The sequence below is a fragment of the Xanthomonas sp. fls2-241-TYG-148 genome (assembly GCF_030208815.1).
Lineage (GTDB): Bacteria > Pseudomonadota > Gammaproteobacteria > Xanthomonadales > Xanthomonadaceae > Xanthomonas > Xanthomonas campestris.
In genome coordinates, this window is sequence record NZ_JARVTE010000004.1 from 150,577 (window position 1) to 165,263 (window position 14,687).

General features: G+C 67.7%; 14 protein-coding genes and 1 other RNA gene. 7 read left to right on the plus strand and 8 right to left on the minus strand.

Annotated features, from left to right (window positions below; translation table 11 throughout):
• Positions 1–51: 51 nt before the first annotated feature.
• Genes QRM60_RS08635 through QRM60_RS08645 form a run of 3 tightly spaced genes read right to left on the minus strand, consistent with a single transcriptional unit; the run spans position 52 to position 4,973 of the window.
• Positions 52–2,316, minus strand: a complete 2,265-nt coding sequence (locus tag QRM60_RS08635; protein ID WP_285446033.1) for an ATP-binding protein — start codon at positions 2,314–2,316, stop codon at positions 52–54.
• Between the two features lie 39 nt (positions 2,317–2,355).
• Positions 2,356–4,308, minus strand: coding sequence for an EAL domain-containing response regulator (locus QRM60_RS08640; protein WP_285445980.1), 1,953 nt, complete (start codon positions 4,306–4,308; stop codon positions 2,356–2,358).
• A 38-nt stretch (positions 4,309–4,346) separates the two neighbouring features.
• Positions 4,347–4,973 (minus strand): DUF4126 domain-containing protein, encoded by a 627-nt coding sequence (locus tag QRM60_RS08645; protein ID WP_011035734.1) that lies wholly within the window; start codon positions 4,971–4,973, stop codon positions 4,347–4,349.
• Positions 4,974–5,100: 127 nt separating this feature from the next.
• Here QRM60_RS08645 and QRM60_RS08650 point away from each other — a divergent pair, with 127 nt between their 5' ends.
• The 5 genes from QRM60_RS08650 (at position 5,101) to QRM60_RS08670 (ending at position 8,766) form a co-directional block, all read left to right on the plus strand.
• On the plus strand, positions 5,101–5,838 hold the full coding sequence (locus tag QRM60_RS08650) for a DUF6776 family protein (RefSeq protein ID WP_285445981.1): 738 nt from the start codon (positions 5,101–5,103) through the stop codon (positions 5,836–5,838).
• A 3-nt stretch (positions 5,839–5,841) separates the two neighbouring features.
• On the plus strand, positions 5,842–6,294 hold the full coding sequence (locus QRM60_RS08655) for a polymer-forming cytoskeletal protein (protein WP_011035736.1): 453 nt from the start codon (positions 5,842–5,844) through the stop codon (positions 6,292–6,294).
• Between the two features lie 79 nt (positions 6,295–6,373).
• Positions 6,374–6,760 carry an iron-sulfur cluster insertion protein ErpA gene (gene erpA / locus QRM60_RS08660; protein ID WP_011035737.1) on the plus strand — a complete coding sequence of 129 codons (387 nt, stop codon included), beginning with the start codon at positions 6,374–6,376 and terminating at the stop codon, positions 6,758–6,760.
• 76 nt (positions 6,761–6,836) lie between these two features.
• Complete coding sequence (nudC, locus tag QRM60_RS08665; protein ID WP_076053449.1) at positions 6,837–7,736, plus strand: NAD(+) diphosphatase; 900 nt, start codon at positions 6,837–6,839, stop codon at positions 7,734–7,736.
• A 136-nt stretch (positions 7,737–7,872) separates the two neighbouring features.
• Entirely contained in the window at positions 7,873–8,766 is an 894-nt protein-coding gene (locus tag QRM60_RS08670) for a hypothetical protein (protein WP_285445982.1), read from the plus strand.
• 233 nt (positions 8,767–8,999) lie between these two features.
• On the opposite strand, the gene QRM60_RS08675 is transcribed toward QRM60_RS08670, so the two are convergent.
• From QRM60_RS08675 to QRM60_RS08695, 5 genes are all read right to left on the minus strand, one after another.
• Positions 9,000–9,179, minus strand: a complete 180-nt coding sequence (locus QRM60_RS08675) for a hypothetical protein (protein WP_076053453.1) — start codon at positions 9,177–9,179, stop codon at positions 9,000–9,002.
• An 18-nt stretch (positions 9,180–9,197) separates the two neighbouring features.
• A complete protein-coding gene (locus QRM60_RS08680) occupies positions 9,198–9,608 on the minus strand; it encodes a DUF2752 domain-containing protein (protein WP_273677322.1) in 411 nt (136 codons plus the stop codon).
• Positions 9,608–9,952, minus strand: a complete 345-nt coding sequence (locus tag QRM60_RS08685) for a CD225/dispanin family protein (protein ID WP_014509198.1) — start codon at positions 9,950–9,952, stop codon at positions 9,608–9,610. The genes QRM60_RS08680 and QRM60_RS08685 overlap by 1 nt, the downstream gene beginning before the upstream one ends.
• A 334-nt stretch (positions 9,953–10,286) precedes the next feature.
• Positions 10,287–12,209, minus strand: a complete 1,923-nt coding sequence (locus tag QRM60_RS08690) for an MFS transporter (RefSeq protein ID WP_285445983.1) — start codon at positions 12,207–12,209, stop codon at positions 10,287–10,289.
• Positions 12,210–12,275: 66 nt separating this feature from the next.
• On the minus strand, positions 12,276–13,178 hold the full coding sequence (locus QRM60_RS08695; protein ID WP_011035743.1) for a LysR family transcriptional regulator: 903 nt from the start codon (positions 13,176–13,178) through the stop codon (positions 12,276–12,278).
• 101 nt (positions 13,179–13,279) lie between these two features.
• Between QRM60_RS08695 and QRM60_RS08700 the strand changes: the two genes are divergently transcribed.
• Together QRM60_RS08700 and QRM60_RS08705 are read left to right on the plus strand one after the other, a co-directional pair.
• Complete coding sequence (locus tag QRM60_RS08700; protein ID WP_285445984.1) at positions 13,280–14,470, plus strand: MFS transporter; 1,191 nt, start codon at positions 13,280–13,282, stop codon at positions 14,468–14,470.
• Between the two features lie 61 nt (positions 14,471–14,531).
• A non-coding RNA gene (locus QRM60_RS08705) (sX9 sRNA) lies at positions 14,532–14,606 on the plus strand.
• Positions 14,607–14,687 lie beyond the last annotated feature (81 nt).

The following is a 14,687-nucleotide window of genomic DNA, read 5'->3' on the forward strand; positions in this document are numbered from 1 at the left end:
GACGCTGCGATCTTGAGAGAGAGCTGCGCCACGCAGCCAACCAACCAGCAATCAGCCCGCAGCGCGACTGGCGGCTTGCAAACGTGTGACTTGGCCTAGCAGCGCCAGGCGGGCGCGGGCGTATTCGGCGATGACCAGGGCGACCATGACCGACGGGCGTTCGATGGTGCCGGTGCGTGCGGCCAGTTCGATGCGGCGGGCGGCGTTGGCCAGCGCCTGGGCGCCGACGTTGGCGCTGGAGGACTTCAGGGTGTGGGCCAGATCGCGCAGCTGCATGCTGTCGCGATTGCTGGCGGCCGCTTCCAGCCCTTCGATGATGCCGGGGGCGTCTTCCAGGAACAGCTGCAGGATGCGGATGGTGTCCGCGCCTGCTACTTCGTACAACTCGTCGATGACGCCGCTTTCCAGGATCGGCAGCGCGCGCGCTTGTGCGGCGCTGGCAGCGCTCTCGGCATCCGCGCTGGGGGCTCCGGTGCTTGGGCCTGGCAGCAGGGCCTGGCGCGGCAGCCAGCGCTGCAGGCAGGCATCGAGCTGTTCGCGGGCGACCGGCTTGGAGAGATAGTCGTCCATGCCCGCGGCCAGGCAGCGTTCGCGGTCGCCGGCCATGGCGTTGGCGGTCATCGCCACGATCGGGATCGGGCGGCCACCGCTTTCGGTTTCCATGGCGCGCCAGCGGCGGGTGGCGGCATAGCCGTCCAGCACCGGCATCTGGCAATCCATGAAAACCATGTCGTAGCGGGTGGATTCCATGCTGCTCAGCGCGGCTTCGCCATCGGTGGCGGTGTCGGCCTCGAAGCCGAGCACGCCCAGCAGTTTTTGCGCGACCAGCAGGTTGACCGGGTTGTCTTCGACCAACAGGATGCGCACGTCGCGCGCGTGCGCCACTGGCGACGGCAGTGGCTCGGGGATCATCGCGGACGCCAGCGTGGGCGCCACGGGCGGCTTGGGCTCGGGTGGCAGCACCAGCGCGCGCAGGGTTTCGTCCGGGCTCTGGCGCGGCACCAGGGTGGCGTTGGCCTGCAGTTCGTCGGGCACCGGCTCGTCGCCGTAGAGCCAGATCAGCCGTGAGCCGCTAAGGTCTTCCGGCCGTGCCAGGGCGCGATGCACGGCGCGCGCGCTGTAGCGCAGCGTCTCGTGGTCGGCGATGACGCAGCGGAAGCCTTCGTCGTCGGTGTGGCGGCGCACGCGCTCCAGCGCTTCCTGGGTGGTTTCCATCAGCACGTGCGAGATGCCCCAGCTGTCGAGCAGGCGCTTGAGCCGCTGCGACAGGCGTGCGTCGGAACTGATCACCATCACGCGTGCGGCGTCGGCGCCGGTGGTCTGTTGCAGGTCGCCGATGACCTTGAGCAGCGGGATCTCGAACCAGAACGTGGCGCCGCGACCGGGCTCCGATTCCACGCCGATGCGGCCGCCCATCAGGTCGATGATGCGTTTGCAGATGGCCAGGCCCAGCCCGGTGCCCCCATACAGGCGGGTGGTGGAGGCGTCGGCCTGGGCGAAGGAGCGAAACAGGCGCGCCTGCTGGTCCGCTGCGATGCCGATGCCGGTGTCGCGGACCTGGAAGCGCAGCAGGTGCTGGGCGCGGGTTTCGCCCAGGCGCCGCAGCTGGATGTCCACGCTGCCGCGTTCGGTGAACTTGATGGCGTTGCCGATCAGGTTGCCCAGCACCTGGCGTAGCCGGATCGGGTCGCCGCGCACCAGCAGGCGCACCGACGGTTCGATGTCCAGGCCCAGGCGCAGTTGCTTGCCTTCGGCGGTGCGCTGCATCAGCTGGGCGACACCGTCGAGCAGCTCGCGCAGGTTGAAGGTGGTGATTTCCAGTTCGAGCTTGTTCGCTTCGAGCTTGGAGTAATCGAGGATGTCGTCGACGATGCGCAGCAGCTGCAGCGAACTGCCGGTGGCGGTCTGCAGCATGTCGCGCTGATCCAGGCTGAGCTGGCCACGCGAGATCAGCTCCAGCATCGGGATGATGCCGTTGAGCGGGGTGCGGATCTCATGGCTCATGGTGGCCAGAAATTCGCCCTTGGCCAGCGAGGCGGCTTCGGCGGCCTGCTTGGCGCGCAGCAGTTCCTGTTCCAGTTCGCCGTGGCGCTGCAACTCCTGCTGCATGCGCGCTTGCGCGGTGTTGGTGTCGTCGAGCTGGCGGGTAAGTGCGCCCAGCGCGCGGCTGGCGCGATAAGCAGCAACAGCGGTACAGATGCCGCAAACCAGCGCGAGCACGCTGGCAGCGGCGATGACGCTCCCCCATGGCCCTGCGACGCCAAGCCATTGCAACGCTGCAGCGGATGCTGCAACCAGTGCGGCCAGGGTGACCAGCGTGCTCCAGCCGCGAAGGCCTCCTGCCCGCGCCGCCACTCAGAGCACCGCGTTCGTGAAGTCGAAGTCCAGTTCCTTGCCGACCGTCTGCACCAGGTTGCCCTGGATGAAGTCCACGCCGCTCATCCACATGGCGGCGGCAGCCTGCGGATCCTCGATGCGCTGGCCGATGATCAGCAGGCCGCGCTGGTGCGCGATGTCGATCACCCCGCGCAACTCGTCGCGCACGGCCGCGTTGCCGTGTGCATCGGCGAAGCGGTTGGCCATGCGCACGAAGCTCAGCGGCAACTGGCTGAGCAGTGCGTTGGCTTCATCGCCGGGTTCGAACTGGCTCAGGCAGAACTGCACGCCGGCCGGCATCAGGCGGGCACAGAACTGCTGCACGGTGACGGCGTGGATCAGCGCATCGTCCAGGCGCAGGTCCACGATCAGCGACTGCCCGGCCACGCCACGCTCGGTGATGGCCTTGAGCAACCAGTCGGCGAAGGCGTCGCGCGCCAGCGTGCGCGGCGATTGCGAGACGAACAGCCGCAGCGGCGGGCTGGCGTGCTGGTACAAATGCAGCAGGCCGAGCGCGTGATCCATGACCTGCTGGTCGAGATCGGCGATACGCCCGGCTGCTTCGGCGGCAGGGATGACCTGACCGGCCGACAGCAAGGTGCCATCGGCCTGGCGCAGCCGCAGCAGCACCTGGTATTGCGCGGTATCGCCACCGGCCACGGCCACGATCGGCTGGTAGGCCAGTTCGAGCTGGCCTTCGACCAGGCGCAGTTGTTCCTGTTGCTCGGCCTGGCTGGGCGCCAGATAGGTCTGCACACCGTCGCTGCGCAGGCGTGCCTGCAGTGCGGTGCGCTCGACCGCTTCCAGCGCGCTGCCGGTGTCGTCGAAGCCCAGGCCCAGCGGCGCGGCCCCGATAGCGCAGCGCACATGCACGGATTCTTCCTCGCGCACCGGGAATGCATGCGCAGACAGGCGTTGGCGGATCTCCAGCGCGTAGGCTTCCAGGCCGGCTTCGTCCATCTCCACGCCCAGCAGCAGGAAGCTGTTGTCGTTGAGGCGCGCCAGCGGATACGGCTGCGCGACGCTGGCCAGGCGATGGCCGGCCTGGGTCATCAGGCGCTCGTAGGCGGCGTAGCCATAACGCTCGCGCAAACCGAGCGCGCTGGCGATTTCGATGAAGAACAGGCCGCCGGTCTGCTTGCGTGCCAGTGCATCGGCGAGCAGTTCCATGACGTGGCCGCGCGTGGGTAGCCCGGTTTCCGGATTGCTGCGCACGCTGACCTGTTCGCCGGCCTGCTGCAGCGCCTGCTGGCGCGCGCGCCGGATGCGGTTGGACACCGCGGCGATCAGGTGGCGGGGACGGATCGGCTTGGTCAGGAAATCGTCCGCGCCGCTGTCGAGCACTTCGAACTGGCGCTCCGGATCCGGGTCGCCGGTGAGGAAGACGATCGGCAACAGCTGCTGGCCGGGTTGCTGGCGGATCAACGTGGTCAACCGGATGCCATCGAGCTCGGGCATGTGCAGATCCATCAGGATCAGGTCCGGGTGATAGTCCTGGATCGCCTGCGGCACGCTGGCAGCGGTCATTTCGACCTGCGCATGCATGCCGGCGCCGTGCAGCACGCTCTGGGCGAACAAGGCCTGCGAGCGGTCGTCCTCGACGATCAGCACGCGGTAGGGCGCGTCGGCAGCGACATTGTCGGCACCATTGCCGCCAGCTGGCTGCGCGGCAGCGACCGGCGCAGGTGCGCTGGATGCTGCGCTGCGCGGCAGGCCGGCAGCGGTTTGCTGGACCGGTGGCTTGACGTTAGGCACTGCGGCAAGCGCGGGTGCGGGAATGATCGTGGCGCTCACCGGCTCGGCGTTGTCGGCGGACGCGGCATCGTCGGCCCAGCGGCGCCAATAGTCGGCCGGCGGGGTTTCAGCGCGCAGCGCGCGGTTACGTGTCGCGGTGTCGTCACGGGTGGAAGGAACCGGATCTCGGGCGGCCATCGATACTCCCTGCAGTCGCGATGATTATGCGATGAACTTCACGATAGCGGGGAGCGGCGTACAGCCGATGTCGAGGCGGCGCGTAGCGGCGCCACCAATCGGTGCACGCCACGCCATAGCAGGCGCCACACCCAGACCACCACCAGCGCGGCCAGCAGGCTGCTGCCCACCGCCACGCTCAACGCCAGCCACGGGTGCGCCACTGCCAGCGCGAGCGCGGCGGCGGTGAGGGTGTCTTCGGCCAGCGAGGCGATCCAGTTGCTGGCCGGCTCGGGCGAGGTGTTGAGCAAGGCCCGCGTGCCGGCCTTGAGGGTGTGGCTGGTCAGTGCCACGCCTGCGCCGGCCGCCAATGCGCCGGTGGCCAGATCGCCGTCTGGCGATAGCGTGGCTGCGGCGAGGAAGGCGCCGGCCGGCACCCGCGCCAAGGTCTGCAGCAGATCCCAGCCCGAATCCACGCCGGGGATCTTGTCGGCGAAGAACTCCGCCACCGCCAGGGCGCCGGAAGTGCCGAGCACCCACCACGATTGCGCCGGCACCAGGGCCGGTGGCAGTTCGATCCAGCCGAGCAGGCCGGCCAGCCCGACCCCGAACACGGTGAGATAGACGCGGATGCCCGCCAGCCAGGCCAGCAGGATGCCGATGACAAACAGATGGGCCTCGCTCATGGCGTTGCTCCACGCAAAGGATGCGGAACTATCGGATAACGGCCGGCCGGGCGCCAGCGTGAGGGCCGGCGATGCTCTGGCACACTACGCCGCCGATCACAGACCGGCCCGTCCGGAGCCCACGCCCATGAGACCTACCGCGCGCGTTCAAATCGTCCCACGCGATGCCGGCGGCCCCCGCTCCGGCCGGCACTGGCTGTGGGCGGTGCTGGTGATCGTGTGGCTGGCCTCGCTGGGTGGGGTCTGGTGGATGGCCACCCGCACCGCCGCGCCGCGCCTGGTCGAGGCCGAGGCCGGCCTGCGGCAGGCCCAGCGCGCGCAGGCCGAGCAGCGCCGCCAGATCGAGCAACTGCAGCAGCGGCAGGTGAATCTGGCGATGTCCGACAAGATCAGTCGCGCTGCCAACACCGAGGTGCAGGCCTCGCTGGCCGAGCGCGACGAGCAGATTGCCGCGCTGCGCGCCGACGTAGCCTTCTACGAGCGGCTGGTGGGCTCCACCGCGCAGCGCAAGGGGCTCAATGCACACTCGGTGCAGTTCACCGCCGAAGCCGGCGGCACCTGGAATTACAGCGTGGTGCTCACCCAGAACCTCAACCGCGGCGCGATCAGCCAGGGACAGCTGCGCTTTGCGGTGGAAGGCGTGCGCGCCGGCAAATTGGTTACGGTGAGCTGGAACGAGCTGCACCAGAAGCCTGATGCGGTCGGCCAGCCGTATTCGTTCCGCTATTTCCAGCAATTGGACGGCAGCGTGATCCTGCCGAAGGATTTCACCCCGCAACGTGTCAAAATCTCCCTGAGCGGCGATGGGGCGCCGGTCAATCAGACATTCGATTGGAAAGTCGCCGGCAACGGCGCGGGGGAGTAGCTCATGTTCGGAAACAAGTCCAACCGTGGCGCGCAGACCGTGGTCGATACCTTGATCGGACCGCAGGTGGTCATCCGCGGCGACCTGACCTTCAGCGGTGGCCTGTATGTGGAAGGCCGCATCCTGGGCAAGGTGATTGCCGAGGACGGCGCCAGTGCCATCCTGACCGTGGCCGAGCAGGGCTGCATCGAAGGCGAAGTGCGCGCACCGGTGGTGATCATCAACGGCCAGCTGACCGGCGACGTGCATGCCGCCGAGCGGGTAGAACTGGCCGCCAATGCGCGCGTGCAGGGCAATGTGCACTACCAGGTGGTGGAAATGAGCGCCGGTGCGCAGCTGACCGGGCGGCTGATCCATGCCGCTGCCGCCGGTGCCACTGCTGCCTTGCCGGCCCCGGAACCCAGCCGCGCCGCCGAGCCGGTCAAGGCCCTGCAGGCCGAAGCGGCCGACGCCTGAGCGCAGCGCCAGCGGCCCCGGGCGCCGGATCCGGGCGCCCCGGCTTGAAGTGGGGGCTCCTGGCCCTCATGCTGACGCCATGAGTACGCTCGTTTCGCTTCCCACTGCCGCCCCGGCGCCGGACTACCAGTCCATCGACCGGCCGCTGAACTTCTCCAATGCCGCTGCCGCCAAGGTGCGCGAGCTGATCCAGGAGGAGGGCAACGCCGAGCTGGCGTTGCGTGTGTATATCCAGGGTGGCGGGTGTTCCGGCTTCCAGTACGGCTTCGAATTCGATGAGAACCGCGCCGAGGACGACCTGGCCGTGGCCACCGACGGCGTCACCCTGCTGGTGGATCCTTTGAGCCTGCAGTACCTGATGGGCGCCGAGGTGGACTACACCGAAAGCCTGACCGGTGCGCAGTTCGTGATCCGCAATCCCAACGCCAAGACCACCTGCGGCTGCGGCAGCAGCTTCAGCGTCTGAACGCATCCCGGCGCTAGCCGGGTCTGGGTCGGTGCGATGGTTGCGGGCGTTGCCGATTGTCGGCAGGCTTGCGCCGATGTCAGAGCCTCTTTTTTCGTTGTCTGCTTTTGCCTTCACGCATGCGCCGCTCGATCGCGGCGACGTGTTGCGTGACGATCCCGACGCGATTGCGCGTCTATGGCCCACGGGCCGCGTGTTGTTGATCGATGCCAAGGGCACGGCCGCTGCCGATGCCCAGGGCCAGCCGTTGCTCAGCGACGGCGCCGCCCTGGCCGATGCGCCGGGCGCGGCGATCTTCCTGGGCCTGCGCGATGGGGTGGGCTGGTTCGCCCTGGCGGCCGAGCAGGTGACCACGGAGCTGCCGCACCGCGTGGACCTGCGCCAGGCCGCCGCCGATTGGCCGGCCGAGCTGTCCACTGCGTTTTCCTATGGGCGGGCGATGCTGCACTGGCAATCGCGCACCCGCTTTTGCGGCGTGTGCGGTGGGGCGATCGCGTTCCGCCGTGCCGGCTTCATTGCGCATTGCACGCAATGCCAGACCGAACACTACCCCCGTGTGGACCCGGCGATCATCGTTGCGGTTAGTGACGGGCAGCGCCTGTTGCTCGGGCGGCAAGCCAGCTGGGCGCCGCGGCGCTATTCGGTGATTGCCGGCTTCGTGGAGCCGGGCGAATCGCTGGAGCAGACCGTGGCGCGCGAAGTGTTCGAAGAGACCCGGGTGCAGGTCCAGGGCTGCCAGTATCTGGGCGCGCAACCGTGGCCGTTTCCCGGTGCCTTGATGCTGGGCTTTGCGGCAACGGCCGCACCCACCGAACTGCCGCAGGTCACTGGCGAGCTGGAAGACGCGCGCTGGGTTTCGCACGCGGAGATCGGCGCTGCATTGGCCGGCGAATCGGGCGACACCGGTATTGGCCTGCCGCCGGCTATCTCGATCGCGCGTGCGTTGATCGAGCACTGGTACCGCACGCATGGCTGAGCGCGCCCACCACGCCTGCGAGTTGCTGAACGCCCGCGATTGCGGTGCACCGCGGCATTACGTGCGCAGCACCGGCGCGCGGCTCACGCACGCCGGTTGCGCCCGCTCAGCTAGACTCGGCTGAGGAGGCCCGCCCATGTTTACCACCCTGGTTGCCGTCATCGTTGCGCTCGCGCTGGGGCATGTGCTGCCTGCCCAGGTGGTGCGGCTGCGCCGTTTCGAGTGGTTTGCGCAGTGGCTGCGCCGGCTGGACAGCTACGCAGCCGGGCGCGGTGCGTGGCAGGGCCGCTACGGCGTGCTGCTGGCCTTGCTGCCAGCCCTGGCAGTGGTGCTCCTGCTGCGGTGGCTGCTGGACGATGTGTGGCACGGATTTCTGGCCTTGCTGTTCGGCGTGGCCGTGCTGGCCTGGACCTGGGGCCCGCGCGATCTGGACCGCGATGTGGAAGCGGTGATCGACGCCGATGAGCCGGCGCTGCGGCGCGAGGCCATTTCGCACCTGCAGGCGGCCGGCGGCAGCGTGCACGAAGATGCGCCATCGCTGGTGGAAGCAGTGGTGGTAAACGGCCTGCGCCGCTGGTTTGCGGTGTTGTGGTGGTTCCTGCTGCTGGGGCCGTTCGGCGCGGTGCTGTACCGGCTCACTGCGTTGGCAGTGGAAAGCCCCGTGTCGGTCTTGTTGCCGCCCCGCAACCTGGCCGGCGCGCGCTGGTTGCTGGCCGCGCTGGAATGGCCGGTGGCGCAGTTGATGACGGTGTCGATGGCGCTGGTGGGTAACTTCGACACGGTGTTCCGCGCCTGGCGCGAAGCGCATGGCAATCGCTGGTCGCTGGAGCCGCATTTTCTCGGTGCTGTGGCGCGTGCCAGCGTCAGTGCCGAGCTGCGCGAGGAAGCGCACGACTACACTGATTCGGGCCTGGTGCCGGTCTGGCGCCGCCTGCCCGAAGTGCGCGATGCAATGAGCCTGGTCTGGCGCGTGTTGCTGCTGTGGATGGTGATGCTGGCGCTGTTGGTGATTGCCGGTTGGGTGCGCTAAGCGGTGCGTGCATTGCTATTTGTGAGCACTGCAGAATCTGCGCGTAACGACTTAGAGCAGCTATCAAAACGACTGCGCAGCCGCCTGACAACTGCTCGCTACGTTTTGTTAGCCGCTCTTAATAAAGCATCAACCGATCACGCAGCTGTTCTCTGTCGAGGCCTGCATGCGATTCGAACATCGCGTTCAATTTGCAGAGTTGTTGGAGCAACGATCCGATCAGAGGCGATCTGTTAGTCGTTGCTGCAACCAGTAATCGAAAGCTCAAGCGCATCTTCTTTGACATCAGCGAAGATCCGGCTTCCATCGGTAAACTGGATAACGAGTTCGCTGGATCGGTGGCGCCAGACCGTTTGAACAATCTTTCCTGCGACATGCACGGTCGCGCGGTCTGCTTCTTCTTCAAGCGTCACTGCGTCGTCCTTTCCGTCCTAGCCAGGTGCCAGCAGCGTAAACGGGTACCACGGCAGATTCCGGGCGACCCAATACGTGGGCAGCGCCCACAACCAGAACTTCGGTTCCGACATCACTGCCACTACCGGGGCGAACCAGCGGGCGCGCCAGCCGGCTTTCCAGGCGATCAGGCCGGGCAGGGTGAACAGGCCGAGCACGGCGGCGGGGTTCATGGCGAAGGCGCCGGGCAGATCGAAATGCACCAGCGCATACAACGCGCGGGTCATGCCGCAACCGGGGCAGTAGCACCCGGTGACGGCGCGGAACATGCAGGGCGGGAACGGGCTGTTGCTCGCGTTCGGGTCGAAGCGATACAGCAGCGACACGCCGACGGCGGCCACGCTGGTGGCCGCCCCCAGTCCAAGCCAGTGGCATGGACGCAGCTCCATTACTGCATGTGCTGCAACTGCTGCATGTAGTCCATGTAGCCCTGCATGCCACCGGTGGCAACCATGCCGATGTTGATCAGCAGGCCGATACCGGCCAGCACGGAGGTCACGATGCACCAGGTCTTGGCGGTGTTGGAGGCACGACGCGCGCCGTCGATGTCGCCCTGGTTGAGCAGGTTGTTGACCTTGCTGGCGAACACGATCGCCACGATGCCGGAGATCAGCGCCGGGCAGCACAGGCAGAAGCCGATCACGGTGGACACGATGGCCCAGATCAGGTGATTGGGAACCGGGCCGGGCGCGGCGGTGGACGGGGTGTGGATCGGCGGTGGGACGGCACTCATGGTGAAGCTCCTTGGGTGGTGATGAATCCAGCGGTGAAACAAGACACGGTGATCAATGGGCCGGAACCGAAGTGACGTCCCTGGCCGCAGTCAAGCGAACGCGAGCGTGGGCACCATGCGCGCCTTCCGTGACTGGCACAGGCAGCGACCGCCGGCCAGGACCTGCGCCTGCGGCATGACATGTGGACACACGGCACTTCCCCCTTGCTGCGACCTGCTGTCTGCGCGCCGCGGGCAGCGGCGCGAAACGTGCGATGGCGCACAGGCTACTCGCCGGGCGCGGCGGACGCAAAGCCAGCGCCCGCCAGTGCTGGGCACACACGCGCCCTGGCCGTCAGGCGTGCTCCTGGCGTAGTGCACGGACCTGCTGTTCGAGCAGCGCGGCGCTGGCCTGATCGCCGGCAATCGCCGGGCCGGCCACCACTTCGATCTGCGCCCGCATCCGCCGCGGCACGCGCATGCGGCCCAGGCGGGTGTCGCGCCGGCTCCACATGCTCGACCACATGCCGCGCAGCGCCATCGGGATCACCGGCACCTGACGCCGCTCGAGAATCTTTTCCACACCCGATTTGAACGGCGCGATCTCGCCGTCCTTGGTCAACGCGCCTTCGGGAAAGATGCAGACCAGCTCGCCATCGGCCAGCGCCGCATCGATGCGGTCGAAAGCCTGTTGCATGAGTGCCGGGTCTTCGCGCGCGCCGGCGATCGGGATGGCCTTGGCGGTGCGGAAGATCCAGCGCATCACCGGGATGCGGAAGATCTTGTAGTACATGACAAAGCGCACCGGGCGCGGAATCACCGCCGAGAGGATCAGCGCGTCCATGTAGCTGACGTGGTTGCACACCAGCAGTGCGGCGCCTTCGTCGGGCACGTGGCGATCGATCTCGTGCGCACGCAGCCGGTACAGCACGCTCACCAGCACCCAGCTGAGGAAGCGCATCAGGAATTCGGGCACCAGGGTGAAGATCCACAGCGCCACCAGCGTATTGGCGATTGCCAGCGCCAGGAACACCTGCGGAATGCTCAGCCCCGGCAGCGGAATACGCACCCCGAACAGCACCAGTTGCGGCAGCTGCAGGGCGATGCCGATGATGGCCGCGGCGACGATGAACAACGAATTCTGGATGTTGAGCCCGGCGATCACGCGCGACAGCTCGGCCTTGGGCGTGCGGCTCTGGATCAGCGCGAACAGCGGCACCACGAACAGGCCGGTGAACAGGCCGATGCCGACCAGGTCCACGACCAGCCGCACGCTGCCGGCCTGCTGCACGAACTGGCCGATCGACAGGTCGTTTGCCAGCGCCGCACCCGGACGCGCGAAATACAGATCCAGCAGGAACGCGCTGATGCCGAACGCGCCCAGTGGCACCAGGCCGATTTCCACGGTGCGCCCGGACAACCGCTCGCACAGCAGCGAGCCGACGCCGGTGCCGATCGAAAACAGCGCCAGCGCGAACACGTACAGGTCCTGCTGGCCGCCGAGATTGAGCTGCGCATAGGTGGGCAGCTGCGCGGTCAGTACGGTGCCGATGAACCAGAACCACGACACTCCGAGCACCGCGTTGCGCACCGCCGGCGTGCGCCGGGTCAGGCGCATGATCGCGCGCGATTCGGGGATGGGGTTCCAGTTGATGGTCAACTCCGGCGCGCCGGCATCGACCTTGGGCACCAGCCGCGCGACCAGGTTGCCGGTGACGGCAATGGCAATGACCGCAGTGGCCGCAGCCACCGGGCCGTGGCTGCCGGCGATCTGGAAGATCAGCCCGCCGAAGATCATGCCGCACAGGATCGAGATCGAGGTGCCCATCTCGACCAGGCCATTGCCGCCGGTGAGTTCCTCGGGTTTCAGCACCGAGGGCAGGATCGAATACTTCACCGGCCCGAACAGCGTGGATTGCAGGCCGGTGCAGAACAGCGCGATCAGCAGGATCACCATGTTTTCGGTGATGAAGCCCACCGCGGCCAGCGACATGATCGCGATCTCCATGGTGGTGGTGATCACGATGAGTTTCTGCTTTTCCAGTTTCTCGGCGATCTGCCCGGCCAGGGCGGAGAACAGGAAGTAGGGCAGGATGAACAGCGCCGGCGCCAGATTCGTGTAGAGCGTGCGTTGCGCCGCGTCGATGCCCAGGTAGAACAGCAGCCCGATGATGGCTTGCCGGTAGACGTTGTCGTTGAAGGCGCCCAGCGCCTGCACGGTGAAAAACGGCAAAAAGCGGCGCTGCCTGAGCAGGGCGAACTGACTGTGACCGGACATGCGGACTCCTTCGCGACGCGCGCAGCCTAGCAGGCTTCAGCGCCGGGCTGGGGCGCCCGCTGCGGCTCAGCGCACCGGGCGTCGCGCCGGGCGCTGCTGCTCCACCTGCGCGCGCAGCAGGGTGATGAAGGCGCGCGTGGCCGGGGTGGGGTCCGGCCGCCAGACCGCATAGGTGAGGAAGCGGAAGTGTTCCTTCAGCGCCAGCGCCACCACGCCACGCATGGCGCCGGCCATGGTCTGCGGCACGATGCCCACGCCCAGCCCGGCGGCGACCAGCTCGCGCACCAGATCGGCATGGGTGACTTCGTATTGCAGGCGCTGGTGCAGGCCGGCCTGGTCGAAGGCCGCGTCGATGATGCCGCGCACGCCGGCGCCGGGAATCAGCCCGGCCATCGGCTCGTCGTCCAGCTCGGCCAATGCCACGCGCTTGCGGCTGGCGAAGCGGTGGCCGGGGGCCACGATCAGCGCCAGTGCCTCTTCGTGCAGCAGCAGGCGCTGCTCGGGCACCACCACCTGCGGGCCGACGCCGACCAGGGCCAGGTCCAGCCGGCCTTCGCGCAGGTCATGCAGCAGGGCGTCGCTCATGGCCGTGCGCAGGTGCACATCCACGTGCGCATGTGCGCTGCGGAAGCGGTGCAGCAGCGCCGGCACCTGCACCGTGGTGAGCGAGGAGATCTGCCCCAGCGTGAGCCGGCCGCGCACGGTGCCCAGCGCCTGGGCCATTTCTTCATGCAGGCGCTCGGCCGCGCGCAGCGTCTGCCGCGCGTTGTGCAGAAATACCTCGCCGGCGGCGGTGGGCCGCACCTGGCGGGTGCCGCGCTCGAACAGGCGCGCGCCCAGCAGCTCCTCGATCTTGGCAACCTGGTGGCTGAGCGCGGATTGCACGGTGTTGCAGCGGCGCGCGGCCGCAGTGAAGCCGCCTTCGTCGGCCACCGCCACGGCGAACTCCAGCTGGCGCAGGGTCAACATGCGATCTCGAAACAAGATGGAAACAGTGAAAACAATACATTGGAAAGATGGCCCTGTGCCGACCACACTGCGCCCCATCCACTCCACACCAGGTTGCTGCCATGACGTCGGAACCGATTTCTCACCCACCGCTGCCGCGCCGGCTGATACTGCTGATGGCCGCGGCCACCGGCCTGGCCGTGGCCAGCAATTACTACGCGCAACCGCTGCTGGAAACCCTGGCGCAAGCGTTCCAGATCCAGGTGCGCACCGCCGGGGCGGTGGTGACCGCCGCGCAGCTGGCCTACGCGGCCGGCCTGTTGCTGCTGGTGCCGCTGGGCGACCGGCTGGAGCGGCGCGGGCTGATCGTGGGCTTGTTTGTGCTCAGTGCGTTGGGCCTGCTGGTGAGCGCGGCCTCGCACAGTTTCGGCATGTTGCTGGCCGGCACGATCGTCACCGGTGCCAGCTCGGTGGCGGCGCAGATCCTGGTGCCGTTCGCGGCCACCCTGGCCGCCCCGCAGGAGCGCGGGCGGGTGATCGGCACGGTGATGAGTGGGCTGTTGCTGGGCATCCTGCTGGCCCGCACCGCCGCCGGGCTGCTTGCAGATGTTGGTGGCTGGCACACCGTGTACTGGATTGCCGCGGCTCTGCTGCTGCTCACCGCCGGCCTGTTGTGGCGCGGGCTGCCGCGCCATCCAGGCAATGCGCAGCTGTCGTATCCGCAGTTGGTGGGCTCGGTGCTGACGTTGCTGCGCGACGATGCGGTGCTGCGTTCGCGCTCGGTGCTGGGTGGGCTGCTGTTTGCCGGCTTCAGCATGTTCTGGACCACGCTGGCGTTCCTGCTGTCCGGGCCGGGCTATGGCTACGGCACTGCGGTGATCGGCTTGTTTGGCCTGATCGGTGCTGCTGGCGCGCTGGCGGCCAATCGCTCCGGGCACTGGTCCGACCATGGGCACGGCGATCGCGTCAGCTGGGGCGGGCTGGTGATGCTGCTGCTGTCGTGGGGGCTGCTGGCCTTCGCACCGCACTCGATCGTGCTGCTGATCATCGGCGTGCTGTTGCTGGATATCGCGGTGCAGGGCGTGCATATCGCCAACCAGAGCGTGATCTATCAGCGCAATCCGCATGCACGCAACCGCATCACCTCGGCGTATATCACCTGCTATTTCATCGGTGGCGCGGTGGGCTCCACCTTGGGCACTGCGGCGTATGCGCAGGCTGGCTGGAATGGCGTGGTGATCGGCGGCGCCGTACTGGCGTTGGCGGCGCTGGGCTGGGTGGCACTCAGTGTGGCGCGTGGTAGCTGGAAGTAAGCGCAGCGATCAAAACGACTGCGCAGCCGCGAGGCGGGCGCGGCCGGTGCTCGGAATCGGCATGTACCCCCGTACACTCCGGTTCCTCCGCGCCGTCCGCACCCACCTGACGGCTGCTCGCGACGTGTTGTTAGCCGCTCTAAGTGCAGCAGCAGATGGGTGAGTGTTGCAGATGCGTGTGGTCTGCAATGGCAGCGGTGCGCGCGAGGGGCACCGC

Coding starts and splice junctions, on each gene's coding strand:
- QRM60_RS08640 (WP_285445980.1), bottom strand. CDS start 4,308: ATGGCCGCCCGAGATCCGGTTCCTTCCACCCGTGACGACACCGCGACA.
- QRM60_RS08645 (WP_011035734.1), bottom strand. CDS start 4,973: ATGAGCGAGGCCCATCTGTTTGTCATCGGCATCCTGCTGGCCTGGCTG.
- QRM60_RS08650 (WP_285445981.1), top strand. CDS start 5,101: ATGAGACCTACCGCGCGCGTTCAAATCGTCCCACGCGATGCCGGCGGC.
- QRM60_RS08655 (WP_011035736.1), top strand. CDS start 5,842: ATGTTCGGAAACAAGTCCAACCGTGGCGCGCAGACCGTGGTCGATACC.
- erpA (WP_011035737.1), top strand. CDS start 6,374: ATGAGTACGCTCGTTTCGCTTCCCACTGCCGCCCCGGCGCCGGACTAC.
- nudC (WP_076053449.1), top strand. CDS start 6,837: ATGTCAGAGCCTCTTTTTTCGTTGTCTGCTTTTGCCTTCACGCATGCG.
- QRM60_RS08670 (WP_285445982.1), top strand. CDS start 7,873: ATGTTTACCACCCTGGTTGCCGTCATCGTTGCGCTCGCGCTGGGGCAT.
- QRM60_RS08680 (WP_273677322.1), bottom strand. CDS start 9,608: ATGGAGCTGCGTCCATGCCACTGGCTTGGACTGGGGGCGGCCACCAGC.
- QRM60_RS08685 (WP_014509198.1), bottom strand. CDS start 9,952: ATGAGTGCCGTCCCACCGCCGATCCACACCCCGTCCACCGCCGCGCCC.
- QRM60_RS08690 (WP_285445983.1), bottom strand. CDS start 12,209: ATGTCCGGTCACAGTCAGTTCGCCCTGCTCAGGCAGCGCCGCTTTTTG.
- QRM60_RS08695 (WP_011035743.1), bottom strand. CDS start 13,178: ATGTTGACCCTGCGCCAGCTGGAGTTCGCCGTGGCGGTGGCCGACGAA.
- QRM60_RS08700 (WP_285445984.1), top strand. CDS start 13,280: ATGACGTCGGAACCGATTTCTCACCCACCGCTGCCGCGCCGGCTGATA.